Here is a 21,361-nt window from a genome sequence, read left to right on the forward strand (position 1 = left end):
CTCCTCGGGCATAGGGGGTGCGCGGAAGGGTTATGAAATTGAGGTGACGATCGAGCACTGGCAGCCGGCAACCTCGTCGGCGTCGCCATAGTCGCCAGGGAACTGCATTCCATTGGAGAAGGGCTCGTCGATCGAGACCGTCTCGCCGCTCATGGATGAGTGCGACGATCGCGGGCTCTTGCTGTTGACGACCCACGTCTTGGTCGGGGTGACACCTTCGCGCTGGGCGATCTGATGGCCAGCCTCGCGGATGGCAAAGCCGGCAACAGCCGTGGCGACGAGGGAGCCAACACCGGACGCACGGGAATCGGTCGCAGTCTGGAATACCTGCGCCGGGTCGGAGTCGGGGTCCGCGATGGCCGCTTCGACCTGCGCCTTGGTGGTCTCATTGATGGCCTTGGCTCGGCGGTCAGCGACCGCGCGCAGGAACTCGAGCGTCTGGTCCGCGTCGTAGGCGTCCGAGTAGCCCAGCCGCTCGGCCTCGGACTTGCCGAGCAGGTCGGCGAGGGTGTGCGTCACGCGGAACAGATCGTCGGAGAGTTCGCCGTCCCATCGCTTCTCGTCCCACCAGTCGCGGTCGGCGCCGATGGCCGAGAGGACCGACTTGCCTTGACGCGCGAAGAATGCGGCCAGGACTTCGGCGACCTTGTCCCGCTGGGCGTCCGTGGCGGCCTTCTGGTGGGCTCCCGCGTCCTTGGTGGACGGGAGTGCCGCCGTCTTGGGCGCGACGTTCTGAGAGCCCGAATCGGTCGGGGATGCCTGCCCTCCCACGAGAACATTGAGGGGGGTCACAAGCTCGTCGCCGCCAGGAATGGGGGGCATGTTCATGCGGGCGCGAGTCTCGTTGCGAGTCACATAGGGCGCACCCGTCGCAGTCGACATAATCTGCGCCTGCTCCTCGAAAGAGCCGCGCAACTTGGACTCGATGTTGGCCTCGACGTAGATCGAGCGGCCGTTGGCGAGGTCGGGGACGAGCTGGGCATTGATCGCCTGCTCGATCGGTTGAATGTACGGCCCGAGGGAGTCGCGGTAGAGCATCTGTCGGTACTCGCGCACGTTGGAGTAATTGCCCTGCCGGGCGCCTACCAGCTCGGGGGCGATGTGCCAAGCTGCGGCACACTCAATCGCCGTCAGCGCCCGCCCGTCGAGGTCGAGAGCATCCTTGGACGTCATCGCCTCGCGGTTCGCAAACTCCATGCCATCCTCGAGCACGGGAACGCCCCCAGCGGACGAGCCGCCGCGCTGATATGCCGACATGCCCGTCTTGAAGCGGTCGAGAGCCTCCGGGGTCCACTGGGCTTCCTTGGGGCGCTTGATGTACTCCGCGCCCCGAACGCCGTTCGCCCACACCTCGCGGCGGAACGCAACAGCCTCCGCGGACTCGTCAAGGATGTCGCGCAGGGTCTCGATCGGAGAGAGGCCGGCGCGACGGGGCGCGTAGCCGTGGTCGAAAATCGCCTCGTCGAGATCGATCTTGATCCAGGCGTCGTCACCCGTCAGTCGTCCATCGTCGCCGGCCCAGTAGCGCAGGCCGGTCACACGACGGAGCGCGTCGGTCTCGATACGAAGGCGCCACGACGGAACCTGCACGAGCTCGAGCGACCCGGACGAGTAGTCCTTGAGGATGCACCAGCGGTCATAGAGCAAGCCATCCGAGATCACAGAGTGCCAGAAGCGGAAGGGGCCGACCCCGCGACGAGGAGCGCCGAGCACCTGCGCCAGCGGCTCGCCACTCAGGCGGCGGCGGTCAGTATCCGACACTCGCTCGTAGGCGTGCATCGGGATCGCGGCATTGCGAGCGATGAAGTCGACGACCTTGCGGACGTTCGGCTGTGTGCGCCAAAAGTGCTCGACCTGCGACCGTTCGCCATTCCGCCAGAACTCCAGCGGCGTGCCGGGGTCCATGACGGGAATCCCCGCGGTCGAAACGTAGGGCTCAAAGGGCTCGGGGAGCACGCGCTGAGCAGGGTCAACGCTGCTGATACCTCGAAAGCGGTCCCAGAATCCCATCGCCCCCCCTTCCTCAGATCACTATTAGGTCGTGGTCGGCGTAGGCACTTGTGAACTTCGGCTCGACAGTGCGGGTCAGGAGCCAGACGGCGCCAGTCGCGGCTTGCAGTGGTGCCACGTCCATCGGAGACCGCTTTCGGTCCCACATGAATGCGCCACCTTCGGTCAACTTCGGCACGGCGGTAGCTGCGGCGAGGTCGAGCGAGGGCCAGGGGTTATGTGACAGAGAGGACTCGCGAACGAGGTCGTAGAACTTGCCCGTCGCTCCGGTCAGGTCGCTGCCCTGTAGGTCAACCACGACGATCTCGTTGCCGAGCTTCGCCTTCAGGTCTGCCATGAGGGACGAAACGGGGGCGCCGCGGGTTTGGCCGGTCAACGAATCGATGAGTCCGACACGCTCTCGCAGCCAACCCTCGACCCACTCAGACCCGGCGCGCTCTGCGACGATCTCGACCTGCGGCGTTCCGTCAGCCAGTCGGCCGGCGAATGCGATGTAGGTCTTGATGCGGTCTTGGCTCATGTCCACGCAGGCCATGACGTTGCCGACGATCTGCGGGGGGTCGTCGGCGTCGAAGCGGCCAGAGTCCCAGGAGCCGGGTGGGAATGGACCCTCGAGTGTGCCGTCCGACCACTGACACAGGCACTCGGTGCGAAAGACCCACTCGGGGTCCGTCGCCTCAGCGCTGGCAAGCGTGCGCTCGGTAACAAAGCCGTGGCCGAGCGCGGGATTCGCCATCGCCCACGCCTCGCGGTCCTTCGTGTGTGCACCGGGCTTGGCCGACCACTCGAAGATCCCCAGGGTGGACTCGTCGGTGTCATCCTCGAAGTCCTCGTCGTCAACCACGACGGGCGCCTCTTCGCCGACAATGCCGTCCGGGTCGCCGATCGCAGCGTGTGCCTTCTGTCGCAGGTAGCGCAGCACGAGGCTGGTTGCGTCGCCAGCGTTGGAAAGCGCCCACACCTGAGCGTCGGGACGAGCGATCGTGGTCTTGGTGATCGCGCCCCAAGCGTCGAACGACTGATGCTCGCGCAACTCGTCGAGCAGGATCAACTCGCCCGACAGCCCACGACCAGCACGGCGGTTCGCGGCCTTGACCTTGTACCGCTCGCCACTCGACAGTTCGAGCGCCTTCTTGCCGTTGACCTTGACGACGCGCTCCTTGAGCGCGTCGAGGTCGGGCGTCTCCTCCACGAGGTCGACAGCTTCCTGCCAGATCTCTTCGGCGACGTCGAGATCCTGCGCGGTGCCGATGACCAGTTCGCGGCCGAGGACGTACATGAAGAACAGGCTGAGAATCACAGATAGCATCGACTTGCCCTGCTGCCTGGCGACCAGCACGACGATGGTCCGAAATCGGAAGCCGCCGTCAGGGTGGAGCTCGAGCGCGTGGACGAGCAGCCACTTCTGCCACGGGTACAGCGTGACCTGGCAGACGTCCTCCGCGAACTCGATCGCAGCGAAGCCGAGCGAGGTCTTGGGGGTGAGTTTGCGAAGTGGGGGAGTGAAGATCCGCGGCGTCTCGGAACCGAGGACCGGCGCGCGCTTAACCCCCGTGGACCGACCGGAGCTTGCCGAGTTTGCTGCCACCCGACTCACCGCCCTTGTCGATCTCGAGCGCCTTGCGGCCGGCGGGGGTCAGGCCGAGTTGGTCGCAATACTTGAGGTAGGCCGAGATCGACACGTTGTCGTTCTGCGGGACCGAGGGGCGCTTGCCGTCTTGGCTGGCCGCGTCGTCGATGGCCCACTCGACGATCTGATCCCAGGCGTCAATCTTCCGAGCGAGCGCGCGCATGGCCTCGACCGCGCCCATGTCAGACGGGACAAGGTGAGTCGCAGCGGTGATCGCATCCTCGGTGGCCTTGACAAGATCCGTCATGGGGTGCCGCCTTTCGCGCGCGACCCCCGGTCAAGAGGCCGGGGAGGGATGGACCGCTATCGGCGAAGTGGTCCGCGCGTCAGGGTCGTAGTGATCCGAACGCCCCTACCACTGCCGCGAGGTGAGGCCGACGTTCGATTGACCCGAGTCGGCGCCGGCAGACTTGCCGCACTTGGCATGCTCGGGTTGAAGGTTGCTCGGGTCGTCACGATGTTCGGGGTGATCGATCCATGCCTTGATGTGGCCTGCGATGAACGCTTGAGGATCGGTGGCCGGCAGTGTGTAGTCGATGCGCTGCCCACACCTGGCGCACGGTTGCTTGCGTTGAGCCTTGAGGTTGTCCGCGTTGGCCCGCTCGCGTCTGGTCCGACCGTTGCGGTTGGTCATGGCTCGAGGTAGTCGGCCGCAGCTCGGAGCAGCGCGGGGTTGTCGCGGAACTTGCCGAGCGCGAAGTTGCAGGCCGCGCACAGTAGGCCGCGCACCTTGCCCGTCTCGTGGTCGTGGTCGACACACAGCGCCTTGGGCTTGCCCTTGTAGGTCATGCCCTCGGGCTCGTGGCAGATGGCACACACACCACCCTGCTCGTCGTGCATAGCGAGGTAGTCGTCGTGGCTGAGGCCGTACAGCCTGTCGATGTGGCCTGCTCTGCGTCGTGCCATGTCCACGTTGTGCGTCTTGCCAGCAGTGATGCGGCACGCCTTGCATCGCGGGTCCAGGCCATCGGTAGTGCTGCGACTGCGGTGGTACTCGGACGCCGGCTTAGTCGTCTTGCAGGTTGAGCATGGCTTCATGCCTCGCCTCACAATCCTTCACGAGCGACGGCACGACCTGGCCTCGCTGGCAGACCGAGCAACGCCAAGGATCAGTGCTCGCTCGTGTCACAGAGATCGCAGCACCCCATCACACTAGCCAGGCAGTAGCTCCTCGTCCGCCCACACGTCCGGCAGTACGCACACCTGTCGCACGCAGCCGTCTCACAGGCACGCGCTTGGCAGGCGTAGGACACGAACGTCATGCGGCACCGTGCCCATTGCAAGCCGAGCAGCAAGGCCGTGAGTCCACGTACCGGCTGGCATTGCACGCGAGCACCGACAGCCCACACGTGCACCCATCGGGTAGCGCGCGCTCGTGGTCGGCGTTGTCCATGCGGGCGAGATAGTCGGCAAGGCGGTCGGTGTCGGTCATCGCTCGCCCCGTGCCGCCAGGTTCTCGAGGTGGACCAGCTTGATCTCGCAGGGCGTGATGTGCCAGACGGCTTCGGCTCCGACGTTGCCACAGGTGCAGACGAGGCGGCCGATCATGCAGTTGGGGTGGACTCTCATCGCGCACTCCTCGTCACAGCAGCCCGCGAGTGGTGAGCGCCACGCACATTGCCGCCGCAGTCATCACAGCGGTAAAGCCGATAGACGATCTGCACGGCCAGCGTGGTCCCGTTCGGCGTGAGGTTGTCGCCCCAGCACTGAGGACACGTCGGCCTGTCGTCGATCTTGCCGACGACGTTGTGCGGGTGACCGGGAATCCATCCGCGAAGTCGGTCCACGAACTGCTCCGAGGCGTGGATATCTCCCACGTTGTACGCCTTGAGCCTGCGCTGGTCGGGCTTGCTGCCAGCACATGCGGCGCGTGCCATCTCGACGTTGTACTTGTCGGTCTTGGTCGCGATCCCGAGGCGGTCGGTCAGTGAGGCCAGGGTGTTGGACTCGAAGCCGAACGTCTTGCGGGCTTCCTTGAGCGTGTCAAGGGTCTTGAATGGCGACGGCGGGTTGAGTCCCAGTGTCAGCCACTCGGCGTTCAGGTTCTTGGTGTCGAAGCCGGCGACGTTGTGGCCGTAGAGCACATCGGCCTTGTCGTAGGCGTCCCACGTTCGACGCAGCATCTCCTCGCGTCCGTCGCCCCACTCGGAGGCGAACTCGACGCGTTTGCTGCCGTAGAACTTCCAGGCGACGCAGATGGTGCGGGGCCACTCGATGACCGACTCGGGGGGCAGTCGGTAGCCGAGGAGGTGCTTCCAGCCGGACAGGTCCCAGAAGTCGCCCTCGATGGTGAGCCCGCGGTGCTGGTGGCGTGCGCGACCGGGGAGGCGCTCGATGTCCAGCGTGAGGACGTTGCGGGTGGAGACGTTGAGCTTCACGCGGTCAGCAACCGCAGCGATACTCATTCGGCAGCCTCGCAGACCGTGATCCACTGGCCCGGAGCGATGTAGATGACGTCCTTGGGGGCGAAGAGTGACCCGTTCCAGAACTTGAGGGCGCCGCAATCGAGAACCGTCAGCGACTCGGCGCCAACGTCCTCGAAGTTGTCGCGCGAACGCTCGACCAGCCACCTCATCGGAGGTGTTCCTTCGCCGAGCACCCACCGCGCGCATGACGCGACAGGGCTTGCCACTCGACGGTCGGCGTGTCCTCGTCGTCGCGCATGGCGTCGGCGAGGGTCTTGAACTTCACCGACCTGTCACCGAGGAGTCCGCGCAGGGTGGCCGCGTCCTCGTCGCTCATCTGCGCGAGGGCGTGGCATGTTCCGCAGGTCTGGTGTGGCAGGCCGCTGGTGAGGGTGGCTGCGATGTTGTCGAGGGCCATCAGTCGGCCTCGATCTCGGACGTCATGGTGAGCCATCCGCCCGGAGCGATGACGTAGACCTCGTCGTTCTCCTGAGTGAAGATTAGCGCGCCACAGGGGTCGAGATCGCAGGACTCGGCGCCCACATCCTCGAAGTTGTCACGAGTGCGCTCGACGAAATAGCGGACAGACATGCGCGTTCTCCGTTCGGCGGGACACGCGCTAGGCGGGTGTCGCGGCGGGTGGGGTGGTCCCGAGAGGTGGTGCGTTCTTCGCTCGTACTCGCGGCCACTGTTGTCGTCTCGCCGAAGCGGACATGCGTGTGTTTGTGTGCCGGGTGTGAGCGGAAGTCAGTTCTCGCCGCGGACTATCGACGCGGGAGTGGGCAGGTACTCGCCGCAGATCGGGCAGGCGAGGTTCCAGCAGAGTTCGCCGCAGTGGCGACCGGGCTGGGGAATCCAGTCGGCCAGGGGCGGCGCGTTGTCGTAGGTCGTCATGCGCGCATCTGCCATTCGCACAGCAGCACGTTCATGCGCCGATGCAAGTCAGCACGCCGATCGACGAAGTGGATCGGCAGGCGCTTGGCGATGTCGTTCAGGTGGCAGATCGCGGTCTCGAGCTCGAAGCGGGTCGTGTCGTCGGTTACGACGAACAGGCCCTCACTCGCCGTCGCCGTCATCTTCGACTCGCTGGCGGAGCTGGAGGAACGTCTCGATCGCCACACGCGCGCACTGGTCGAGGAGCGAGTCGGCAACCAGGCCGGACAGCGCTCGGTCTTCCTCGTCGGCCGCGAAATCATCTGTGTCGAGGCAGGCAACAACGCCGCCCGATTCGGTGATCTGCACAGTGGCGATCATGGCGCCTCCGAACGTGCGGAAGGCCCGGCAGTTGCGGACAACGCCGGGAAGCAAGAGTGGGCCGGACAGACAAACGCCCCGGCAGTCATCGACTGGCGAGGCGTTTTTGGGGACGGTTGTAGTCCGCATTTGTCATGGTCCCCGACGTGGGACAGTTTGTCAACAACGTCCCACGCCGGGCGTGTCTATGTCTAGACCCGTCTCATTCGTCGCAGCCACACTGTCCGTTCGCGGCCGGGACCATCCAGCAGCGCGAGCAGGGGTTGGCCAACACGGTCGGAGTCGGGCAGGTCGCGTGTGCAATCTCGTCCTCGACGTAGGTTGCGTCGTCGCCCGGCCGGATGCGCTCATCGCAAACGCCGCAGCGACCGGCGTAGCGCGCTTCGAAGGTTCTCATGCCGCGCCCCCGAATAGGGTGTCCTGAGAAAGCCGCTTGGCGGCGATCTCGCAGTAGCGCTCGTCAGCCTCAATGCCGACCGCGCGACGGCCGAAGGATCTGGCCGCGTCGAGCGTCGAGCCACTGCCCGCGAATGGATCGAGGACGATGCCGCCAGGAGGGCAGGCGTACTCAATGAGTGGCGCCAGCACTGCGAGGGGCTTCTGTGTGGGATGGAGCACCGTACGGGGATCGCCGGCAGTGCCTTCGAGGATGCTGGGCGTCAATCGCGTGCCGTCATCCGAGTACTCGATCGTGGAAGCCATTGGCCGCAGCTCGCCCGGCGATCCCTTAATGGCCTTCGCGGGCACGTGCGCGCGCTTCCCGTAGTAGGGAACTCGCTGGGCTTGGTGGTAAACCTCGCCCCATGGGCCGCGATACCAATGCAGGGCGTGCTCGTGGATACGCGCGAAACGGTCCGTGGCGGTACTCCTGGCGCGCGGCTTGCGCCACACAACGTCTTGCGACAGGCGCCACCCGGCAAAGTCCCCGGACCGCTCGAGGAACATGCGCATCGAGCCGAAGCACCACATCGAGGTCGCATCCGGCAACGCCAATGTCGTCGCCTCCACCCAACCCACAGGCCAAACGTCCCACGAAATGCTGGTCTCGCCGTAGGGCGGGTCCGTGACGCACACATCCGCGCGCACTCCTCCGAGCACGTCGCGGCAGTCGCCGTGATGCAGCGTCACGAGGTCGTCTTGGTAGTAGATGCTCACGCGCTCGCCTCTCGCGACGGGATCATGCCCTTGTCCTCGCCCACCCGCTCGACGTCCTCCACGCAGTACACGACGCGCCCCGAGTCCCGCTTGCGACCGATCAGCGCACGCCTGGCCCACTCGCGGATCGTGCCAGCCTTGATGCCCGTGCGCTCCTGCATCTCGCGGTCGGTCAGGTGCGTGGCCGATCGTCGGTGGAGATCCATCACGGCGAATCGGTACTGCGCCTCCGTGGACCTCTCGCGGCACCGGGGGCACTTCCACCCGTCCGAAGCCTCGTCGTCGCCCCAGACCCGCTCCAGTGTCGCCCCACAGCCCATGCAGGGCGCTCCCACGTCACGCTGCTCGCCGTCGTGCAGCACGCGCTCGAGCTGAGACCGGCACTCGCGCAGGTCCCGAGCGAAGTCCTCGAACGGCGCGTGCTCGTAGCCAGCCATGTAGGTCATCTGCCGGTCGAGATAGTCCGTGGCCGTCGCGATCGTCAGGCGCTCGGTGGGCTCCTCGTGCTCCAGCGCATCCCGCCAGGTCATGTCCCACGTCCCGAGCACGAACAGCGGGTGCTGCTCGCCGTCAGCCACGTCGAGGTAGTCGGCCGGCACTCGACCCGCAGCGATGGACGCTTCGAGATGTCCGCGCGCCTCGGGGTCGGCAGCGGGTCCGAGCAGCACCATCGCCTCGCCGTTGATGCCGCGGTGCTCGACCTCCTCGGGCAGCGAGTCGCACAGGGTGGCGATCGAGCGCAGGTCGTCGCGGGTGCTGGCGACACACTCGGCGCAGGCTCCGTCCGCGTGGGTCATGCCGCAGACGACGCAGTGACCGTCCTCGCAGGGCTGGCATCCCGAGCATGTGTCGTAGGCGCACTCGTCGGTGTGGCGGCCGACGAGCACCCTTGGTCGACCACTCCCGGCGTACTTGCAGTGCATGTTGGCAGTCATGCGTCTCCTCGAGTCTCGTCACGCCAGGGCTGTCCGTGGCGGTGGGTGGGGCAGGTGCGGTCGGGGGTCATGGCGGCCCATGCGAGGCCGGCCGGGTGGTTGATGACGATGCAGCTACAGGTGGTCATGCGGTCACGTCCTGATTCCATCCGTAGAGGTCGGCGTGGGGTATCCACCGGAAGCCGTCAGCTCGCCTCATGCGCTGCGGCCAGTCACGTTCCTCGCGGTTGCCACGCCAGGGCACGAGGTCGCAGTAGCCCTCCGAGACGGCCTTCATCCCGTAGCCGAACTCGGGCCAGCCGAGCAGCGATGACGAGCCGCGGGGTCGCAGGTCGCGAGTCCCGCCCTTGCCGATCGCGTGGCCGGCGTGGGCCTCGATGAGGACCGCTGCCCCCCGGTCACGGATCGTGTCGAGCGCGGCCAGCACGGGCGCCGTGTCGTCGTCCGTCTGGAGCGCACGGGGCACGAGGCGGTAGAGCGGGCCGATCACCACTAGGTCGGGCTGTACGGCGTCGAGCACCTGGTGGATGCGCGCCAGATCCTTATCGCGGGTGATGTCCATGCGGTTGGTGCAGTCGATCACCAGCCGGTCGGACGGGTCCTCGCCGTAACGTCGGACCCACTCGATGGACGGGCGGATCTTGCGGCGGACCTGACTGCGGGTGTTCTCGCAGTCGATGATGACGGCCTTGCCTTGCGGGATGCGGATGTTCTGGTGGAACGGGTGCAGCCCCGCAGCGACCCCAATCGCGAACTGGCGCAGCAGGTGTGACTTGCCCAGCCCCTCCTCGCCCGTGAGCATGAGCCGGTCGCGTCGCTCGAGCAGGCCGGGAATCAGCCAGTCGGGCTCGTCGTCCTGCTCGGCCAGCAGCTCGGTTGCTGTCACGGCCGTCATGTCGTCGCCGGTCGCAGCGTCACCGTCGCGGATGGCGATGAACTTCGATGCGACGTTGGCGGCGAGCGTGCCGGGGTTGCCGGGCGCGAACGCCTGCTGTGCTGCCTGACGTGCGGCCATGTCGATCTTGCGGCGCACGGACCAGCCTCGGACGATCTGCGCATACTCGGCCACGTTGTCGGGGAGTGCCATGATCGTGATGAGGTCCGGCAGCCGATGTGCGGCCGGCGAGACTCCCAGCGTGGCGTTCAGCGTCAGCATGTCGATGGCCTTGTCGTGGCGGTCAAGGCTGGTCATCGCATCCCAGATCGCCTCGTGCCTCGGGTCGTCGAAGTCGGCGCCGAAGATGTGACGGCGAGCCTCGGTGCGGGCCGTCTTGGATTCGATGCAGGCGGCGAGGAGAGCGGCCTCGGCGTCGCGGTCGGATCGGATGTCACTCATGACTGCCCCCACGGGGAGCGAGGCGGGAGCGGCGGCAGGACCGTGCGGCCCTGGTCGTCGGTGCGGAGCTGGCGGACGTTGGTCGGAGCCTCGTCAGTCCAGTGCTCGCCGTGAAGCCAGGTGGCGGGGTCCTTGGTGAACTCCGGGTGCTTGCCGGCCGCCTGCTGGGCGTTGACGTAGTTCGTGGCCGCACGGATCAGCACCGAAGCGGTGATGTCGGGCTTCTTGACCGCGAGGCGCCACTTCTGCTCAGCCTTCTTGCGGCCGACCTTCTTGGCGTAGATGTCCCAGAACTCTTCGAAGCCGTCGAGGCCAAGGTCGCTCTCTGCATCGGCGTCAGCCGATGGACTAGAGACTGTTCCCCTGTTCCCCTGTTCCCCTGTTACAGGCGCGCACATTTCGAGAGGGCTCGCGACGGTCTCGCGAGGGCTCCTGTAAGTGTCGCGATTGACGTCCTCCGAATACTCCAATGTGCCGTCTGGCCTGCGATAACGACCTCGGGCGGGCTTGTCGATGCGCTGGAGCTTGTTCCACTTGTCGATGTAGAGCAGATCCTCGCCGTCCCACTCGTATCGGGCGATCAGACCGCCGTCAGCGAGCGCGGTAATGGCTTCGGATAGCCTCGCGAGGGTGTCGCGAGGGCTCGCGACAAGGTCGCGAGGGAACACGTCAGAGGCGATCAGGGCCAGGTCGTCCTTGCCTACGCCGTTGTCGTCGACGTAGGACTCGAGGCCCTTGAGGACGAGCCGCACATCCCACGGGAGGGCGGCGATCGTCTTGGAGGTCCAGAACTCAGGCTTGGTAGCTCGAATGCGCATCAGGCAGCCACCTCCTGAAACGACAGCCACTTGGTCGTCCAGATGTGGCCGGCGTCGTCGAGGTAGTGCGCGGAGGCAACTCCCCACCCATTGTCGTGGAGGTTGCCGCTCCCTGGTCGCCCACAGATCGGGCAGGTTGCTTCCGGCGCCACGTTGGGCGCGTCTAGACTGTTCACGAGTCGGTCGTGTCCTTTCGGTCGGCAAGGCCCCTGGGCAATGGAGGTGCAACTCCGCTCGGGGGCCGACTTGTGTGTCGTGTCCGGGTTCCTATGGTTACCCCCCTCTCCGACATCGGAAAGGTTTTCCACATTCACGCTCGGAGCGTGGGGCGTCACGCAGCACCTCGCGTCCGCTGCTTGTATTCGCGCGAGCGGATGAGGTCGCGCTCGTAGCGGCACTCGGAGCACAGCTCGCACCGCGGCTTCAACTCGGCGCCACAGAGGCAGACGCGACGGAACTCGCGCGTGGGGTGCGGGTCGGTCTTGCGGCCACTCTTGCTGCGACAGTGCTCGGCCATCGTCGCAAGGCAGTAGGGGCACGCGATGACGTCCAACTCGGAGCGGATGGCGTGAACCTCGGCATCCTCGCTGACGATCGGCTCGGCGAAGTCCTCGGCCGGCTCCCACACCTTGACGCCGCGAGAGACGACCCAGCGGCCATCCTTGAGCACGTCAGGCGACTCGTACTGCGCGCGGTACTCAGAACGGGGGGTTGGTCGCATCGGGGGCACCTCCCCACGGGTCGTTCTGAGCGGCGGCGGGAGCCTGGCCCCACTGCTGCTGCGGAGCCTGCTGTCGCTCGACGCGCGGGGCGCTGGGGATCTTCGCGACGGTCGGGAACTTGACCTCGAGCGAGTAGCCCTTGGACCCGTCGCTCTTCTCGTACTCGCGCTGGAAGATGCGGCCGGACACGAGCACGCGGTCGCCCTTGGCGAAGTGCTCGACGGACGTCTCGGCCTCGGCCTCCCAGAGGGTGACGTTGATGAAGATCTGCTCGGTGGTCTGCCAGTTGCCGGCGTCGTCCTTCTTGGAGTCGGACGCGGCGACTCGCATGTTCGCGACAGCCTTGCCGGCGCCCGTGAACTTGAGCTCGGGATCGCTCACGAGTCGGCCATCGATGGTGATCTGCGGAAGCATTAGTTCTCCTGTGTGTTGTTGGTGCGCTTGGCTGCCCTACTTGCGGCCATGCGCTCGCGGGCTCGGTCGGTGTCGTTCATGTCGCGCGCGCCAGCGAACGGCTCGAGGCGGTAGGCGCGGCGGGTGGCGATCTGGCGGGCGGTCCACTGGCGGATCTCGTCGGGGTGGTTCACCACGGGATCTCCTGCGATGTGATGACCAGGCGCACGGTGTAGTGGTCCGGCACCTTGGACTTCGGGTCGCGCAGGAACGTCGGGCCGATGACGTGCGTGCTGTCGTCGTCCGGCCACACGCCCGCGTCCGTCATGCCATCGATCAACGCCTTGACGGTCGGGGTGGCGTTGGACGGGTCGGCGGTCCCGTTCTTCGTGTAGCCGATGAACGCGGCCACGTGGGTGACGTCGAACGGGCCGACGTTGTGGAGTTCGGCGGCCTGCTTGCCGACCTCCCGCAGCCAGGCCGTGCGCTTGGCCTTGGGCGCCCAATGAAGTCGCTGGTTCGCGGACAGCCAGTAGGCGGCGGGGATGGGGTAGATGAGCTCGGTGCTCACAAGTCACCCCGCAGCCCGAGCATCGACCGGAATCGTTCGCGCTCCTCGGCATCCCGCGCCGCCCGGAAGGTTGCTGCGAGCGCGAGGGCTTGGGCTTCGGGCGAGGGTGGGATGACGGGTCCGAGGGTGTCGGTGAGGTCGCGGAGTGAGGGGCTCATCGGTCGGCCTCCGGGTGCTCGTCGCGCATGTGCTCGTACCGCTCCAGCTCGCGCGATCCGTCTTGGCAGGTGGCGTAGATGTTGTGCCAGTGGCAGTGGGGGCAGTCGCTCCTCATGCGGCCACCTCAATCCCAGCCGGCCGGTTCGCCTGGAACACTGCCCGCGCGAAACCCATCGGCGTCGCGCTGCGGAAGTTGGCCCGCTCGGGTCCGGGCGGCGCCTTGTGGATCCGGTCGTCAGGAGTTCCGAGCGAGGCGTCCCGCTGCGGGGTCGGCATGACGAAGCCGCCACCAGTCCAGAGACATGTCCGCTTGGTGTAGTTGTCCGCGGGCTCCAGAGCGCTGTAGTCGGCCGGGTCGAAGATGTGATCCGCCTTGCCGAACACGCGGCGCAGAACGCTGACCGGGTTCTCGACCAGCCACGGCGCACCAGACAGGCGGCCGATGGTGCGGCACTGTTCGGCGACCGCGACAGCCTTCGCCTGGAACATCGGATCGGCCTGGCGCTTGGCTTCGAACCAACGAGCCCCAGAGACGGCCATGTCGGTGCAGGGCGGCCAGCCGGCGACGAGGGCCACAATGTCGTCACGGACGTACTCGCCGAGCACCGGCGTGGCCTCCTCGACGGTCATCGCCAACTTCATGACGGCTCCGCCAAAGTCAGTTGCCTCGTGCTGCGGGTCGACGAGGATGGCTCGATAGCCGGCCTCAACCCACGGGGCGACGAAGTTCCCGGTGAGGTCGCACAGGCTGATGACAACGGGCCGCGTCATGGTCGACCGCCAGCCTGGAGCGCCTGCACCTCGGCGGTGATCTCAGCCTTGCGCTCCTCGGTCGGCCCCGCGTCCCACTCGGCCTTGAGCTCGGCGAGGCGTGCGGCGTTCGGGTTGGGCGGGGGTGCGTCGGGGAGGGGGTCCAGAGTGAAGCGCGCCTTCTTGCCACGGGTGATCTGGAGCATCTCGGACACGGGGGCGTCGATGTGCGAGACCCGGGAGACCCTGATTCCACCGGCCTTCTTCATGGCGGGCGAGTCGACGTTGGGGTCTCCGTAGAGTTCGGCGCGACGGCCGACCCACTGGGCCGCGTCATCCCCCCATGCCTTGATGAGCATCTTGAGGACGGTGGGCGGGGGGCGCCAGAACCGCGCGTCGCTTTCGATTGCGATGTCGTACTGGGCTTCCTTCGCTCCCGGCTTGACGTCAGCGATCGTGACGATCCGGATCAGTCCTCCGAGGAAGTCCTCGTAGTTGAGTTGGTCGGTGTTCTTCTTGATCTCGACCCTCATGAGGCCAGCCCTTCTAGGTTGAGTTCGATGGATTCGTACGGGTAGGCGTAGGCGGGCAGGTCGATCACGTGCCGCCCGTCGCCGTAGTTGGGGAGGTCGATGCGCTTGCCGAGTGCCAGCCACCGTTCGCACGCCTCGGCCATGAGCTCGCGGCCCAGGTCGATCGCGTCGGGGTGGATCTCGAGCACCGACACGCGGTAGTCGCCACCGGGGGTCGGCTCCTTCTCGACGCAGATGAGGTCGAAGCGGTCGGCCTTGAGTCCGTTGGCGCGTGCGATGTCGAGGTAGTTGGCGGCACTGACGTGGTACATGAATGCGTTCATGGACCGCCCGAATGACTCGGGATCTGCGTCGCGGCAGGTCTTGACGTCGACCACGGCGCCGGGGCACACGAGGTCGAACCGTGCGCGAACCCTGGCGCCGGACGGGTGGTCGGCGTAGGCGCTCACCTCGTGGTCGGTTGCAGCGGCGAGCAGTCGGCCGGCCTCGGAGTGGTTGCGGACCGCCGCGTCGAGAGCGCGGGCCTTGGCGAGCATCTTCGGCGCGATCACCGTCAGCCCGGAGCGCTTGGCCTCGAAGACAGCGTCCTTCCACGCCTTGGTCGCGGTCGGATTGTCGGCCTTGTCGCCGTTCGCCTTGACGCCGATCACGTCAGGGTCGAGCACGGCGTAGGTGTCGAGCTTGTGCGGCTCGAGGATCACCGTGTGGACAAGGCGACCGAAGATCATCGCGTCCGCATCGGGCGACGGGGGACGCTTGCCGAGAAGCGTCTTGGCACCGGACGCAGACAGCGAGGTCGTGTCGGCGTGGTACGTGTTCTCGTCGAGGTCGCGGACGAGTTCGGGCTTGCCACTCATGCGGCACCTTCCATTTCCGCGCACTCGGCGCATCCGTCTACGAACGTGCATTCAGAGCAGAACGCGCGGTCGTGTTCGCACACGTCGGCGCTCCAGTTGAGGTCGAGCGAGGTGTTGCAGACGCAGCACCTGTCGGGGTTGCCGAACATCAGCACCTGCGCGCGGCTGGCTTCGAGCGCGACCATCCACGGGTCCGAGGGGTCGAGTCGCAGGTGAGCCGCCACGGGTGCGAGGTCATCCGCGGACGCCTCATAGCCGCCGTCGATGGCCCGCTCGATCCGCCCTGGTCGGGGTGGCGTGGGCTCGGCGTTGGGTCGGAGGGCGCTCATGCGGACTCCCCGAGGTATGCGCGAGCGACGGCGAGTTCGAGCGGGCTGATGTCGGCCGCGTCCCGAGTGCCCACCACGCGGGCCTCGTGCTCGAGCAGGTCCGCCACGGCGATGTGACGCGGGTCGTTGTAGTCGGCACCTAGCGAGGCGGGAGCGGTCCCCATGAGCCGAGCGCGAGCGGCCGCGCGCCGCAGGATCTCGGCGCTCATGCCACGTCCTCCGAGCCCCAGCCCGCCAAGCCGTCGCGCAACTTCTCGTCGATCTCGCGCCGGAAGATCTCGACAGCGAGCGCCTCGTAGATCGGCGTCGCGCTCGTGTTCTCCACCGCAACCCGCATGTGGTCGTCGGTCGGCGATGTCACGCGCGGGGGCTTGGGTGCGAGGGGCGTGACGATGGCGACGAGGGCGAGGGCTGCGACGGGTAGGAAGAGGAGGAACCAGAGGGCGTTCATCGGTGGTCCTCGTCGAGCGTGATTCCCTCGGTGCACCAGATCTTGTCGATGAGAAGGTTCATCACCAATGCCCCATCGGGATTGGGGCCGAGGTCTTTGATGTCGGTGAGCAGCGAGTCCCAAGCCTCGGCACTCACGCGCTGATCATTGAGGCTCATCGGGTGGCCCCCAGTCGTCCGTAGGCGATCGGGTTCAGTGCCCGACCAGCGACCGCCTTGCCCTCGTCATAGCCCGCCGCGTAGGCCGCAGCGATCCGACGAGCCTCCCGACGCGCCAGGTGTGCGGCGAGACGGGTTGCGGCCCACACGAGGAGGACTGCGGCGGAGATGGTGGCGAGGGTGAGGCCGAAGAGGAAGTCGGTCATCGCGCACCGCCCTTGCAGTCAGCGTGGTCCTTGTCGAAGCGCACGACGGCAGTGAGTAGCGGAGTCATCAGGTGCGCGCCACACGGGATGCACTCGATCTCGAAGCGGCTCATCGCGCACCCACCGGAATCAGCTCGGCGCGGTAGGTGATGCCGGCGAAGGTGACGAACTCGTGCGTCGCGTCGGCCTCGACGGGGAGGCTGTGGAGCCAGGCGATGCGCTCGACGTGGTCCGCGTGGGTGTCGATGGTGAGGCGCGGGTTGCGCGCTGGTCGGGTCATCGCAGCGCCACCTCGCCGTCCTGCTCCCAGACGTCGGACAACTCAACGCCGAGGCGCTGACCCCACCCGCTGCACTGAGCGCAGAGGCCGGGGAAGTCGTTGAACTCGTCGGCCTTCTCTTGCGCCTCGTCGGCAGTGTCGGCCTCGAGCGTCACAGCCACCGATGCGGCGGTTGTGTAGTAAGCGATGAACTCAGGCATGTCGTACCCTTCTAGTTGAGTTACTTACGGAGCCCGGTCTGCTAGTCGGCGGCCGGGTTTCGTGCTGTCTGGGTGGAGCGACGCCGGACGAGGTGGGGGACTCGCTCGCCCGGCGTCGGGTCAGGAGGCGCGCTTCTTGCGGCCGGTTGTGATGGACTCGACGACGGGGACCGGGGCGGCCTGGGTGTCGGAGTGGCGCAGCTTCTCGACCTGCTCAGAGGTGAACATGATCTTGTTGCCGCGGCGGATGTGCTCGACGAAGGGGGCGTCCGCGTTCTCCGGGTCCGCGCCAGCCTTGATGCGGTCGCGAATCCAGCGGGTCGACACCTTGAGGGCTTCGGCGGTCTCGGCCAGCGTGTAGTCGGTCTCGGGTGTGGTCATGCCGCCGCCTCCTCGTGCCCGCAGTCGGGGATGACGTAGGAGACGGCGTCGAGCGAGACTCCGAGTTCTCGGGCCACGCGGGCCAGGAACTCGACGGTCGGGACCTTGTGGCCCAGCTCGACGTTGGACATGTAGCCCTGGGTCACGTCGACCCTTGGGGCAAAGGCGGAGATCGAGACTCCGCTCATCTCTCGCATGGCCCTGATTGCGGCCCCGTGTGCTAGTCGCTTGCTCATAACGGCAACAGTAGGCATGGTCAGGCATAGAGTCAAGCGCAACGCGGAAATACACTGAAACCGCAGGTCAGACGGGGGAAGGGTGGGTGAACTACAAACGTGTATAACCTGCAAGTGAGCGCAAGCCGCGTTTCTCCACCCGGTTCGACATTTCCGCCACGGATCGGCCAGAGTTCTCCACATGAACAAGGACGAGCACGGCAGGCGCCTGAAGGCGGCGATGGCCTCCAAGCGCCTCAGCCGCGAGGACGTGGCCCTGGCTGCCGGCGTGAAGTCGCGGACGGTGACGAACTGGACGTCCGGCGCGACCATGCCGAGCGACCGGGAGCGTTCAGCCCTGCGCGTTCTGCTGGGGGACTACGACACCCCTGGCGATCCCGTCATCGTCGCGCTCGGTCAGTCCGAGCTCGTCGAGTGGCGTCAAGACACGGTGAAGGGCTTCTACCGCCGTCACCTGGCCGAGCAGCGTGAAGAGAAGGGGGAGACGGCATGAGCGACGAGACGCCGCCCCCATGCCAAGCCCCCGTGTCGGCGCTGCCAAGCCGATGATGCGGGGGCGTTAAGCCCCAGAACGACAACGAGAGCCGCCTACCCGTTGGGGTAGGCGGCTCTAGGTTTATAACGGTTCGGCGTGACCCCCGGACGGGTCTGCTCGTTGTCGGTTGTCTGGTCTACCTTGACGCAGTGCCGGGGGGTACTACTCAAAACGGGGGATATGGGACAATGGATGACGGAACGATCAGCACATGTAGGGCAGTCGCGGGAGTGCTGTGGACGATCGTCATCAGCCTGATGGTGGCAGCGTGGATCGTGCTGCTCTGGGGGCCGCACCCAATCGCGGGCATGTTGGCCGCTACGGGGTGCGCGATGTCAGCGGTCGCGGCGGTGGCACAGATCAAGTGCTACTCAACTAGCGTCTGTCGCCTCATCCGCGTCACGAACGGGCTCCAGAGTCCGGACGCCGAGGTGCGGGAGTTCGGTCCGCGCCGCTAGGACGCGCGTCATCGCAGCGGACGCACTCTTGCCGAGAGCGACGCCGACCGCGGGCATCAGCTTGGCGTACACGCGGCGAGTCGTTTCCAGACTCTCGTGGCCGAGCTGGTCTTGGATCGCCTCTAGCCCGATGCCGTCGCTGATGAGGAACGAGGCGTGCGTGTGCCGCAGGTCGTGGGGGCTCGGGCCATCCCACGGCTTGCGGGTGGTGGCGAGTCCGGCCTTGAGGCACGCGGTCTGCCAGACGCGGGTGTAGAAGTTGGAGTGCCGGACGACCTTGCCGCTGGGCGTGGTGAACACGTAGTCGGTCGGCTTGCCCAGCAGTGAGGCGACGGCGAGTAGCGCAGGCGTGCCCGCGTTGACGGTGCGGTTGCCCTTCTGCGACTTGGGTGGGCCGATCTCCCAGCCACCAGGGACGCGCTTCCACGCTCGCTGCACGCGGACGGTCCCGGCCTCGAGGTTGATGTGGCGCGCCTGGAGTGCGGTCGCCTCGGACCAGCGCAGGCCCGTCCCCAGCAGGAACGTGACGAGCGGCTGGTAGTGCTCCTCAATCGCATTGAGCAGGGCGCCGGCCTCGTCGTAGGACAGGAAGCGCACCTCGTCCTCGTCGAGCTGTTGCTTCGGCAGTCGGACGCGCTTGACGGGGTTGCGCGGGATGTGGCCTTCGTCGACTGCGAGCGCCATGACGGACGACAGCATGTGGATGGCGTTCTTGATGGTCTTGGGTGACTTGCCCTCAGCCTCGAGCCGGTTGACGATGCCTGCGACGTCGGTGCGGCCGATGAGCGGCAGGGGCATCGGGTCGAGTTCGGTGAGGTAGCGGCGGCGCATGGCCTTGTAGTCGTCGCGGGTGCGGGGTGTGACGCCGGACAGTTGCGCGAGGTAGTTGTCGAACCACTGGCCGAACGTGGGGGCTTGGCTGCTGGTGTCCTTGCGCGCGAGCCACGTCAGCGCCTCGTTGACGCCAGCCTGTCCTGGCGCGGAGGAGAGCAGGGCGGCGAATGTGTTGGCGTCAGCCTCGCGGCGGAAGGTCTCACTGGACTCCTTGCCCGCCGATCGGTAGCGGACCTTCCAGCGAGGCTCCCCGTGGGCGGTGGTGTAGTGCTCGGGCTTCCTCACGCCCGCCGCCCCAGCGCCACCTTCTCGGTGTGCAGCCAGTTCCACTCGGGCTGGAGTTCGTGGATCAGCGCGGCCTCGGCGATCAGCCCAGTCTCCTTGTCGGGGTGGACGTCGGCCGAGAAGTGAGTGACCTTCCGCCACCACGGCTGCTTCGATGCGTGGCTGGCGATGCGACCTGCGGGCTGCGCGGTGCATCCGACATAGAGGCACGTCGTGTCCGACCAGAACTGGTAGACGTAGTGCGGCTTGTCCTTGAGTCGGAAGTGGGCCGCGCTGCGCGGGCTGAGTACGCCGCCGCTCATCGGTCGCTCCTTGCGGGGGGAGTGGGCGTATCGCGGAGCGGGACGATCTCGTCAATGAGGGAGCGCAGGTCGTCCATGAGCACGTGAGTCTCGGGGTACAGGTTCTCGGTCTGGCCCCAGCGGTGCAGGATGAACTCAATACCCATGCGCAGCGCGCGACCCTCGGCCGCCGCGTCGTTCTCGGTGCGATGTAGCCACTCTTTGCAGTTGGCGCACCGGGTGATGCACGGCCGACGCGGGTGCCGCTCGACCGTGGTCGGCCCGCACGTCGGACAGGCGTCATTCTCGGCGGGCTGGGTCACGGCTTCCACTCCTCGCGGTAGTCCGGGTGGTCGACGTAGGGCAGGGCGAGGGCCACCAATACGGCATCTGGCTCAAGGGCGCTTCTTGCCCACTCAACTATCCGCCCCTTAGCCTCACACTCAGCCAGCGCGCGACCGTAGCCGACACTTACGTTCATGTCGTCGGGGTTGAACTGGAGCCAGCGGTTGCGACGGTAGTACGAGTCGTCCCCGCGCATCCAGTGGGAGCGAGCCTCGATCAACTCCATCTCATCCTCCGCGATCCGGGCGAGCAGGAAGTCGGTCAGCGTCATCGGTCGCCCTTAACGGGGGGAATGACGCGGGCTTCGTGCTCGATGCGACGGATGAAGTCGACTCGGTAAAGGTTTCCGAGCGAGTCACTGGTCTCATTGGCAATCTCGACCACTTCGTCGGCAGTGAACATGTGGCCGGTGACGCAGATCCACCCGTTGGGTTGCCAGACGTGCGGATGTGACGGGTCCTCGCAGAAATGGCGTGTGTCATTCTCGGCGGACTGACTCATGCCGTCGCCTCCCGTCTAAGCGCAGCCTTGAGGTCGCGGTGTAGTCGCCAAACATCCTCCGGCTCAGGGCAGGCGTCCTCATGCCATGAGTCCACGTCGAAGTCGAAGTACTCGTGAAGCACCCGCTCGAGGGCCTCCAGTCGGCGCTCTGTCCAACCTCGGCTTTCGCCGAGTTGGGCGATGTGCTGCTCGGCCTCGTCGCAATCGTGGCTTGCCATGGTTGCCTCTTTCGGAAGGTGGCTTGCGCCCATCCTACCACCCATGTGTATCGTCTGTGCATAGCAGAAACCCCCAGCCCGACCTTTATGTGGGCCGAACTGGGGGTTCACTTTGGGTGAGTAACGGGACTTGAA

General features: G+C 66.5%; 41 protein-coding genes. 1 reads left to right on the plus strand and 40 read right to left on the minus strand.

Annotated features, from left to right (window positions below; genetic code table 11):
* Positions 1 to 30: 30 nt before the first annotated feature.
* From DAE25_RS22160 to DAE25_RS24240, 34 genes are all read right to left on the minus strand, one after another.
* The gene (locus tag DAE25_RS22160; protein WP_107768458.1) at positions 31 to 2,010 is read right to left on the minus strand and encodes a phage portal protein; all 1,980 of its coding nucleotides are present in this window, start codon (positions 2,008 to 2,010) and stop codon (positions 31 to 33) included.
* A gap of 13 nt (positions 2,011 to 2,023) precedes the next feature.
* Entirely contained in the window at positions 2,024 to 3,598 is a 1,575-nt protein-coding gene (locus DAE25_RS22165; protein ID WP_159083910.1) for a terminase large subunit domain-containing protein, read from the minus strand.
* Positions 3,555 to 3,887, minus strand: a complete 333-nt coding sequence (locus DAE25_RS22170; protein WP_159083911.1) for a terminase small subunit — start codon at positions 3,885 to 3,887, stop codon at positions 3,555 to 3,557. The genes DAE25_RS22165 and DAE25_RS22170 overlap by 44 nt, the downstream gene beginning before the upstream one ends.
* 105 nt (positions 3,888 to 3,992) lie before the next feature.
* Entirely contained in the window at positions 3,993 to 4,274 is a 282-nt protein-coding gene (locus DAE25_RS23365; RefSeq protein ID WP_159083912.1) for a hypothetical protein, read from the minus strand.
* Positions 4,271 to 4,546, minus strand: a complete 276-nt coding sequence (locus DAE25_RS22175) for an endonuclease VII domain-containing protein (RefSeq protein ID WP_159083913.1) — start codon at positions 4,544 to 4,546, stop codon at positions 4,271 to 4,273. Before DAE25_RS22175 ends, DAE25_RS23365 begins: the two co-directional genes overlap by 4 nt.
* A 522-nt stretch (positions 4,547 to 5,068) precedes the next feature.
* A complete protein-coding gene (locus DAE25_RS23370) occupies positions 5,069 to 5,209 on the minus strand; it encodes a hypothetical protein (protein ID WP_159083914.1) in 141 nt (46 codons plus the stop codon).
* Positions 5,206 to 6,045 (minus strand): 3'-5' exonuclease, encoded by an 840-nt coding sequence (locus DAE25_RS22180; RefSeq protein ID WP_159083915.1) that lies wholly within the window; start codon positions 6,043 to 6,045, stop codon positions 5,206 to 5,208. The genes DAE25_RS23370 and DAE25_RS22180 overlap by 4 nt, the downstream gene beginning before the upstream one ends.
* Positions 6,042 to 6,215 (minus strand): hypothetical protein, encoded by a 174-nt coding sequence (locus tag DAE25_RS23375; RefSeq protein WP_159083916.1) that lies wholly within the window; start codon positions 6,213 to 6,215, stop codon positions 6,042 to 6,044. The genes DAE25_RS22180 and DAE25_RS23375 overlap by 4 nt, the downstream gene beginning before the upstream one ends.
* Positions 6,212 to 6,463: a hypothetical protein gene (locus DAE25_RS22185; protein WP_107768468.1), complete on the minus strand. Its 252-nt coding sequence runs from the start codon at positions 6,461 to 6,463 to the stop codon at positions 6,212 to 6,214. Before DAE25_RS22185 ends, DAE25_RS23375 begins: the two co-directional genes overlap by 4 nt.
* Positions 6,463 to 6,636 carry a hypothetical protein gene (locus DAE25_RS23380; protein ID WP_159083917.1) on the minus strand — a complete coding sequence of 58 codons (174 nt, stop codon included), beginning with the start codon at positions 6,634 to 6,636 and terminating at the stop codon, positions 6,463 to 6,465. The genes DAE25_RS22185 and DAE25_RS23380 overlap by 1 nt, the downstream gene beginning before the upstream one ends.
* Positions 6,637 to 6,792: 156 nt before the next feature.
* Positions 6,793 to 6,939, minus strand: a complete 147-nt coding sequence (locus tag DAE25_RS23385) for a hypothetical protein (protein ID WP_159083918.1) — start codon at positions 6,937 to 6,939, stop codon at positions 6,793 to 6,795.
* On the minus strand, positions 6,936 to 7,121 hold the full coding sequence (locus tag DAE25_RS22190; protein ID WP_107768470.1) for a hypothetical protein: 186 nt from the start codon (positions 7,119 to 7,121) through the stop codon (positions 6,936 to 6,938). The genes DAE25_RS23385 and DAE25_RS22190 overlap by 4 nt, the downstream gene beginning before the upstream one ends.
* Entirely contained in the window at positions 7,102 to 7,299 is a 198-nt protein-coding gene (locus tag DAE25_RS22195; protein ID WP_107768471.1) for a hypothetical protein, read from the minus strand. The genes DAE25_RS22190 and DAE25_RS22195 overlap by 20 nt, the downstream gene beginning before the upstream one ends.
* 393 nt (positions 7,300 to 7,692) lie before the next feature.
* On the minus strand, positions 7,693 to 8,454 hold the full coding sequence (locus tag DAE25_RS22200; RefSeq protein ID WP_107768473.1) for a DNA-methyltransferase: 762 nt from the start codon (positions 8,452 to 8,454) through the stop codon (positions 7,693 to 7,695).
* Entirely contained in the window at positions 8,451 to 9,389 is a 939-nt protein-coding gene (locus DAE25_RS22205; RefSeq protein WP_107768475.1) for a MerR family transcriptional regulator, read from the minus strand. Before DAE25_RS22205 ends, DAE25_RS22200 begins: the two co-directional genes overlap by 4 nt.
* 124 nt (positions 9,390 to 9,513) lie before the next feature.
* Complete coding sequence (locus DAE25_RS22210) at positions 9,514 to 10,725, minus strand: AAA family ATPase (RefSeq protein WP_107768476.1); 1,212 nt, start codon at positions 10,723 to 10,725, stop codon at positions 9,514 to 9,516.
* Positions 10,722 to 11,543 (minus strand): hypothetical protein, encoded by an 822-nt coding sequence (locus DAE25_RS22215; RefSeq protein ID WP_107768478.1) that lies wholly within the window; start codon positions 11,541 to 11,543, stop codon positions 10,722 to 10,724. The genes DAE25_RS22210 and DAE25_RS22215 overlap by 4 nt, the downstream gene beginning before the upstream one ends.
* Positions 11,544 to 11,874: 331 nt before the next feature.
* Positions 11,875 to 12,213 (minus strand): hypothetical protein, encoded by a 339-nt coding sequence (locus DAE25_RS22220; protein WP_159083919.1) that lies wholly within the window; start codon positions 12,211 to 12,213, stop codon positions 11,875 to 11,877.
* A 28-nt stretch (positions 12,214 to 12,241) separates the two neighbouring features.
* Positions 12,242 to 12,679, minus strand: a complete 438-nt coding sequence (locus DAE25_RS22225) for a single-stranded DNA-binding protein (protein WP_107768483.1) — start codon at positions 12,677 to 12,679, stop codon at positions 12,242 to 12,244.
* Positions 12,679 to 12,855 (minus strand): hypothetical protein, encoded by a 177-nt coding sequence (locus DAE25_RS23390; protein ID WP_159083921.1) that lies wholly within the window; start codon positions 12,853 to 12,855, stop codon positions 12,679 to 12,681. Before DAE25_RS23390 ends, DAE25_RS22225 begins: the two co-directional genes overlap by 1 nt.
* A complete protein-coding gene (locus DAE25_RS22230; protein WP_107768484.1) occupies positions 12,849 to 13,229 on the minus strand; it encodes a hypothetical protein in 381 nt (126 codons plus the stop codon). Before DAE25_RS22230 ends, DAE25_RS23390 begins: the two co-directional genes overlap by 7 nt.
* Positions 13,226 to 13,387, minus strand: a complete 162-nt coding sequence (locus DAE25_RS23395) for a hypothetical protein (RefSeq protein ID WP_159083922.1) — start codon at positions 13,385 to 13,387, stop codon at positions 13,226 to 13,228. Before DAE25_RS23395 ends, DAE25_RS22230 begins: the two co-directional genes overlap by 4 nt.
* A 112-nt stretch (positions 13,388 to 13,499) precedes the next feature.
* Positions 13,500 to 14,159, minus strand: coding sequence for a hypothetical protein (locus DAE25_RS22235; protein ID WP_107768486.1), 660 nt, complete (start codon positions 14,157 to 14,159; stop codon positions 13,500 to 13,502).
* Positions 14,156 to 14,671, minus strand: a complete 516-nt coding sequence (locus tag DAE25_RS22240) for a hypothetical protein (RefSeq protein WP_107768488.1) — start codon at positions 14,669 to 14,671, stop codon at positions 14,156 to 14,158. Before DAE25_RS22240 ends, DAE25_RS22235 begins: the two co-directional genes overlap by 4 nt.
* The gene (locus tag DAE25_RS22245; protein WP_159083923.1) at positions 14,668 to 15,528 is read right to left on the minus strand and encodes a PD-(D/E)XK nuclease-like domain-containing protein; all 861 of its coding nucleotides are present in this window, start codon (positions 15,526 to 15,528) and stop codon (positions 14,668 to 14,670) included. The genes DAE25_RS22240 and DAE25_RS22245 overlap by 4 nt, the downstream gene beginning before the upstream one ends.
* Positions 15,525 to 15,857: a hypothetical protein gene (locus DAE25_RS23400; protein WP_159083924.1), complete on the minus strand. Its 333-nt coding sequence runs from the start codon at positions 15,855 to 15,857 to the stop codon at positions 15,525 to 15,527. The genes DAE25_RS22245 and DAE25_RS23400 overlap by 4 nt, the downstream gene beginning before the upstream one ends.
* Positions 15,854 to 16,066, minus strand: a complete 213-nt coding sequence (locus DAE25_RS22250) for a hypothetical protein (RefSeq protein ID WP_107768490.1) — start codon at positions 16,064 to 16,066, stop codon at positions 15,854 to 15,856. The genes DAE25_RS23400 and DAE25_RS22250 overlap by 4 nt, the downstream gene beginning before the upstream one ends.
* Positions 16,063 to 16,308, minus strand: a complete 246-nt coding sequence (locus DAE25_RS22255) for a hypothetical protein (RefSeq protein ID WP_107768491.1) — start codon at positions 16,306 to 16,308, stop codon at positions 16,063 to 16,065. The genes DAE25_RS22250 and DAE25_RS22255 overlap by 4 nt, the downstream gene beginning before the upstream one ends.
* The gene (locus tag DAE25_RS23405; protein ID WP_159083925.1) at positions 16,305 to 16,445 is read right to left on the minus strand and encodes a hypothetical protein; all 141 of its coding nucleotides are present in this window, start codon (positions 16,443 to 16,445) and stop codon (positions 16,305 to 16,307) included. The genes DAE25_RS22255 and DAE25_RS23405 overlap by 4 nt, the downstream gene beginning before the upstream one ends.
* Positions 16,446 to 16,462: 17 nt before the next feature.
* A complete protein-coding gene (locus tag DAE25_RS22260; RefSeq protein WP_107768492.1) occupies positions 16,463 to 16,672 on the minus strand; it encodes a hypothetical protein in 210 nt (69 codons plus the stop codon).
* A gap of 109 nt (positions 16,673 to 16,781) precedes the next feature.
* Positions 16,782 to 16,952 (minus strand): hypothetical protein, encoded by a 171-nt coding sequence (locus tag DAE25_RS23410; RefSeq protein ID WP_159083926.1) that lies wholly within the window; start codon positions 16,950 to 16,952, stop codon positions 16,782 to 16,784.
* Positions 16,949 to 17,152: a hypothetical protein gene (locus tag DAE25_RS22265; RefSeq protein WP_107768493.1), complete on the minus strand. Its 204-nt coding sequence runs from the start codon at positions 17,150 to 17,152 to the stop codon at positions 16,949 to 16,951. Before DAE25_RS22265 ends, DAE25_RS23410 begins: the two co-directional genes overlap by 4 nt.
* A 120-nt stretch (positions 17,153 to 17,272) precedes the next feature.
* Positions 17,273 to 17,533, minus strand: coding sequence for a hypothetical protein (locus DAE25_RS22270; protein WP_107768494.1), 261 nt, complete (start codon positions 17,531 to 17,533; stop codon positions 17,273 to 17,275).
* Positions 17,530 to 17,952 carry a helix-turn-helix domain-containing protein gene (locus DAE25_RS24240; RefSeq protein WP_325050384.1) on the minus strand — a complete coding sequence of 141 codons (423 nt, stop codon included), beginning with the start codon at positions 17,950 to 17,952 and terminating at the stop codon, positions 17,530 to 17,532. Before DAE25_RS24240 ends, DAE25_RS22270 begins: the two co-directional genes overlap by 4 nt.
* Between DAE25_RS24240 and DAE25_RS23420 the strand changes: the two genes are divergently transcribed.
* Complete coding sequence (locus DAE25_RS23420; protein WP_159083928.1) at positions 17,951 to 18,262, plus strand: helix-turn-helix domain-containing protein; 312 nt, start codon at positions 17,951 to 17,953, stop codon at positions 18,260 to 18,262. The two genes, DAE25_RS24240 and DAE25_RS23420, sit on opposite strands and share 2 nt — an antisense overlap.
* A gap of 413 nt (positions 18,263 to 18,675) precedes the next feature.
* Here the strand turns inward: DAE25_RS23420 and DAE25_RS22285 are convergent, their stop codons facing one another.
* The 6 genes from DAE25_RS22285 to DAE25_RS24060 all read right to left on the minus strand — a co-directional run.
* The gene (locus DAE25_RS22285) at positions 18,676 to 19,881 is read right to left on the minus strand and encodes a tyrosine-type recombinase/integrase (RefSeq protein WP_107768497.1); all 1,206 of its coding nucleotides are present in this window, start codon (positions 19,879 to 19,881) and stop codon (positions 18,676 to 18,678) included.
* The gene (locus DAE25_RS22290) at positions 19,878 to 20,183 is read right to left on the minus strand and encodes a GIY-YIG nuclease family protein (protein WP_107768498.1); all 306 of its coding nucleotides are present in this window, start codon (positions 20,181 to 20,183) and stop codon (positions 19,878 to 19,880) included. The genes DAE25_RS22285 and DAE25_RS22290 overlap by 4 nt, the downstream gene beginning before the upstream one ends.
* Positions 20,180 to 20,485, minus strand: coding sequence for a hypothetical protein (locus tag DAE25_RS22295; protein WP_107768499.1), 306 nt, complete (start codon positions 20,483 to 20,485; stop codon positions 20,180 to 20,182). Before DAE25_RS22295 ends, DAE25_RS22290 begins: the two co-directional genes overlap by 4 nt.
* Positions 20,482 to 20,778, minus strand: coding sequence for a DUF6221 family protein (locus DAE25_RS22300; protein ID WP_107768500.1), 297 nt, complete (start codon positions 20,776 to 20,778; stop codon positions 20,482 to 20,484). Before DAE25_RS22300 ends, DAE25_RS22295 begins: the two co-directional genes overlap by 4 nt.
* Positions 20,775 to 21,008: a hypothetical protein gene (locus DAE25_RS22305; protein ID WP_107768501.1), complete on the minus strand. Its 234-nt coding sequence runs from the start codon at positions 21,006 to 21,008 to the stop codon at positions 20,775 to 20,777. Before DAE25_RS22305 ends, DAE25_RS22300 begins: the two co-directional genes overlap by 4 nt.
* Positions 21,005 to 21,361, minus strand: a 357-nt coding sequence (locus DAE25_RS24060; RefSeq protein WP_234411204.1) for a hypothetical protein, incomplete at its 5' end; no start/stop codon positions are given. The genes DAE25_RS22305 and DAE25_RS24060, both read right to left, overlap by 4 nt.

Source organism: Nocardioides terrigena, from assembly GCF_003047265.1.
Lineage (GTDB): Bacteria > Actinomycetota > Actinomycetes > Propionibacteriales > Nocardioidaceae > Nocardioides > Nocardioides terrigena.

Excerpts from the sequence above, each read along its gene's own strand:
- DAE25_RS22160 (WP_107768458.1), bottom strand. The coding sequence starts at position 2,010 with ATGGGATTCTGGGACCGCTTTCGAGGTATCAGCAGCGTTGACCCTGCT.
- DAE25_RS22170 (WP_159083911.1), bottom strand. The coding sequence starts at position 3,887 with ATGACGGATCTTGTCAAGGCCACCGAGGATGCGATCACCGCTGCGACT.
- DAE25_RS23365 (WP_159083912.1), bottom strand. The coding sequence starts at position 4,274 with ATGACCAACCGCAACGGTCGGACCAGACGCGAGCGGGCCAACGCGGAC.
- DAE25_RS22175 (WP_159083913.1), bottom strand. The coding sequence starts at position 4,546 with ATGGCACGACGCAGAGCAGGCCACATCGACAGGCTGTACGGCCTCAGC.
- DAE25_RS23370 (WP_159083914.1), bottom strand. The coding sequence starts at position 5,209 with ATGAGAGTCCACCCCAACTGCATGATCGGCCGCCTCGTCTGCACCTGT.
- DAE25_RS22180 (WP_159083915.1), bottom strand. The coding sequence starts at position 6,045 with ATGAGTATCGCTGCGGTTGCTGACCGCGTGAAGCTCAACGTCTCCACC.
- DAE25_RS23375 (WP_159083916.1), bottom strand. The coding sequence starts at position 6,215 with ATGAGGTGGCTGGTCGAGCGTTCGCGCGACAACTTCGAGGACGTTGGC.
- DAE25_RS22185 (WP_107768468.1), bottom strand. The coding sequence starts at position 6,463 with ATGGCCCTCGACAACATCGCAGCCACCCTCACCAGCGGCCTGCCACAC.
- DAE25_RS23380 (WP_159083917.1), bottom strand. The coding sequence starts at position 6,636 with ATGTCTGTCCGCTATTTCGTCGAGCGCACTCGTGACAACTTCGAGGAT.
- DAE25_RS23385 (WP_159083918.1), bottom strand. The coding sequence starts at position 6,939 with ATGACGACCTACGACAACGCGCCGCCCCTGGCCGACTGGATTCCCCAG.
- DAE25_RS22190 (WP_107768470.1), bottom strand. The coding sequence starts at position 7,121 with ATGACGGCGACGGCGAGTGAGGGCCTGTTCGTCGTAACCGACGACACG.
- DAE25_RS22195 (WP_107768471.1), bottom strand. The coding sequence starts at position 7,299 with ATGATCGCCACTGTGCAGATCACCGAATCGGGCGGCGTTGTTGCCTGC.
- DAE25_RS22205 (WP_107768475.1), bottom strand. The coding sequence starts at position 9,389 with ATGACTGCCAACATGCACTGCAAGTACGCCGGGAGTGGTCGACCAAGG.
- DAE25_RS22210 (WP_107768476.1), bottom strand. The coding sequence starts at position 10,725 with ATGAGTGACATCCGATCCGACCGCGACGCCGAGGCCGCTCTCCTCGCC.
- DAE25_RS22215 (WP_107768478.1), bottom strand. The coding sequence starts at position 11,543 with ATGCGCATTCGAGCTACCAAGCCTGAGTTCTGGACCTCCAAGACGATC.
- DAE25_RS22225 (WP_107768483.1), bottom strand. The coding sequence starts at position 12,679 with ATGCTTCCGCAGATCACCATCGATGGCCGACTCGTGAGCGATCCCGAG.
- DAE25_RS23395 (WP_159083922.1), bottom strand. The coding sequence starts at position 13,387 with ATGAGCCCCTCACTCCGCGACCTCACCGACACCCTCGGACCCGTCATC.
- DAE25_RS22235 (WP_107768486.1), bottom strand. The coding sequence starts at position 14,159 with ATGACGCGGCCCGTTGTCATCAGCCTGTGCGACCTCACCGGGAACTTC.
- DAE25_RS22240 (WP_107768488.1), bottom strand. The coding sequence starts at position 14,671 with ATGAGGGTCGAGATCAAGAAGAACACCGACCAACTCAACTACGAGGAC.
- DAE25_RS22245 (WP_159083923.1), bottom strand. The coding sequence starts at position 15,528 with ATGAGTGGCAAGCCCGAACTCGTCCGCGACCTCGACGAGAACACGTAC.
- DAE25_RS23400 (WP_159083924.1), bottom strand. The coding sequence starts at position 15,857 with ATGAGCGCCCTCCGACCCAACGCCGAGCCCACGCCACCCCGACCAGGG.
- DAE25_RS22250 (WP_107768490.1), bottom strand. The coding sequence starts at position 16,066 with ATGAGCGCCGAGATCCTGCGGCGCGCGGCCGCTCGCGCTCGGCTCATG.
- DAE25_RS22255 (WP_107768491.1), bottom strand. The coding sequence starts at position 16,308 with ATGAACGCCCTCTGGTTCCTCCTCTTCCTACCCGTCGCAGCCCTCGCC.
- DAE25_RS22260 (WP_107768492.1), bottom strand. The coding sequence starts at position 16,672 with ATGACCGACTTCCTCTTCGGCCTCACCCTCGCCACCATCTCCGCCGCA.
- DAE25_RS23410 (WP_159083926.1), bottom strand. The coding sequence starts at position 16,952 with ATGACCCGACCAGCGCGCAACCCGCGCCTCACCATCGACACCCACGCG.
- DAE25_RS22265 (WP_107768493.1), bottom strand. The coding sequence starts at position 17,152 with ATGCCTGAGTTCATCGCTTACTACACAACCGCCGCATCGGTGGCTGTG.
- DAE25_RS22270 (WP_107768494.1), bottom strand. The coding sequence starts at position 17,533 with ATGACCACACCCGAGACCGACTACACGCTGGCCGAGACCGCCGAAGCC.
- DAE25_RS23420 (WP_159083928.1), top strand. The coding sequence starts at position 17,951 with ATGAACAAGGACGAGCACGGCAGGCGCCTGAAGGCGGCGATGGCCTCC.
- DAE25_RS24240 (WP_325050384.1), bottom strand. The coding sequence starts at position 17,952 with ATGTGGAGAACTCTGGCCGATCCGTGGCGGAAATGTCGAACCGGGTGG.
- DAE25_RS22290 (WP_107768498.1), bottom strand. The coding sequence starts at position 20,183 with ATGAGCGGCGGCGTACTCAGCCCGCGCAGCGCGGCCCACTTCCGACTC.
- DAE25_RS22300 (WP_107768500.1), bottom strand. The coding sequence starts at position 20,778 with ATGACGCTGACCGACTTCCTGCTCGCCCGGATCGCGGAGGATGAGATG.
- DAE25_RS22305 (WP_107768501.1), bottom strand. The coding sequence starts at position 21,008 with ATGAGTCAGTCCGCCGAGAATGACACACGCCATTTCTGCGAGGACCCG.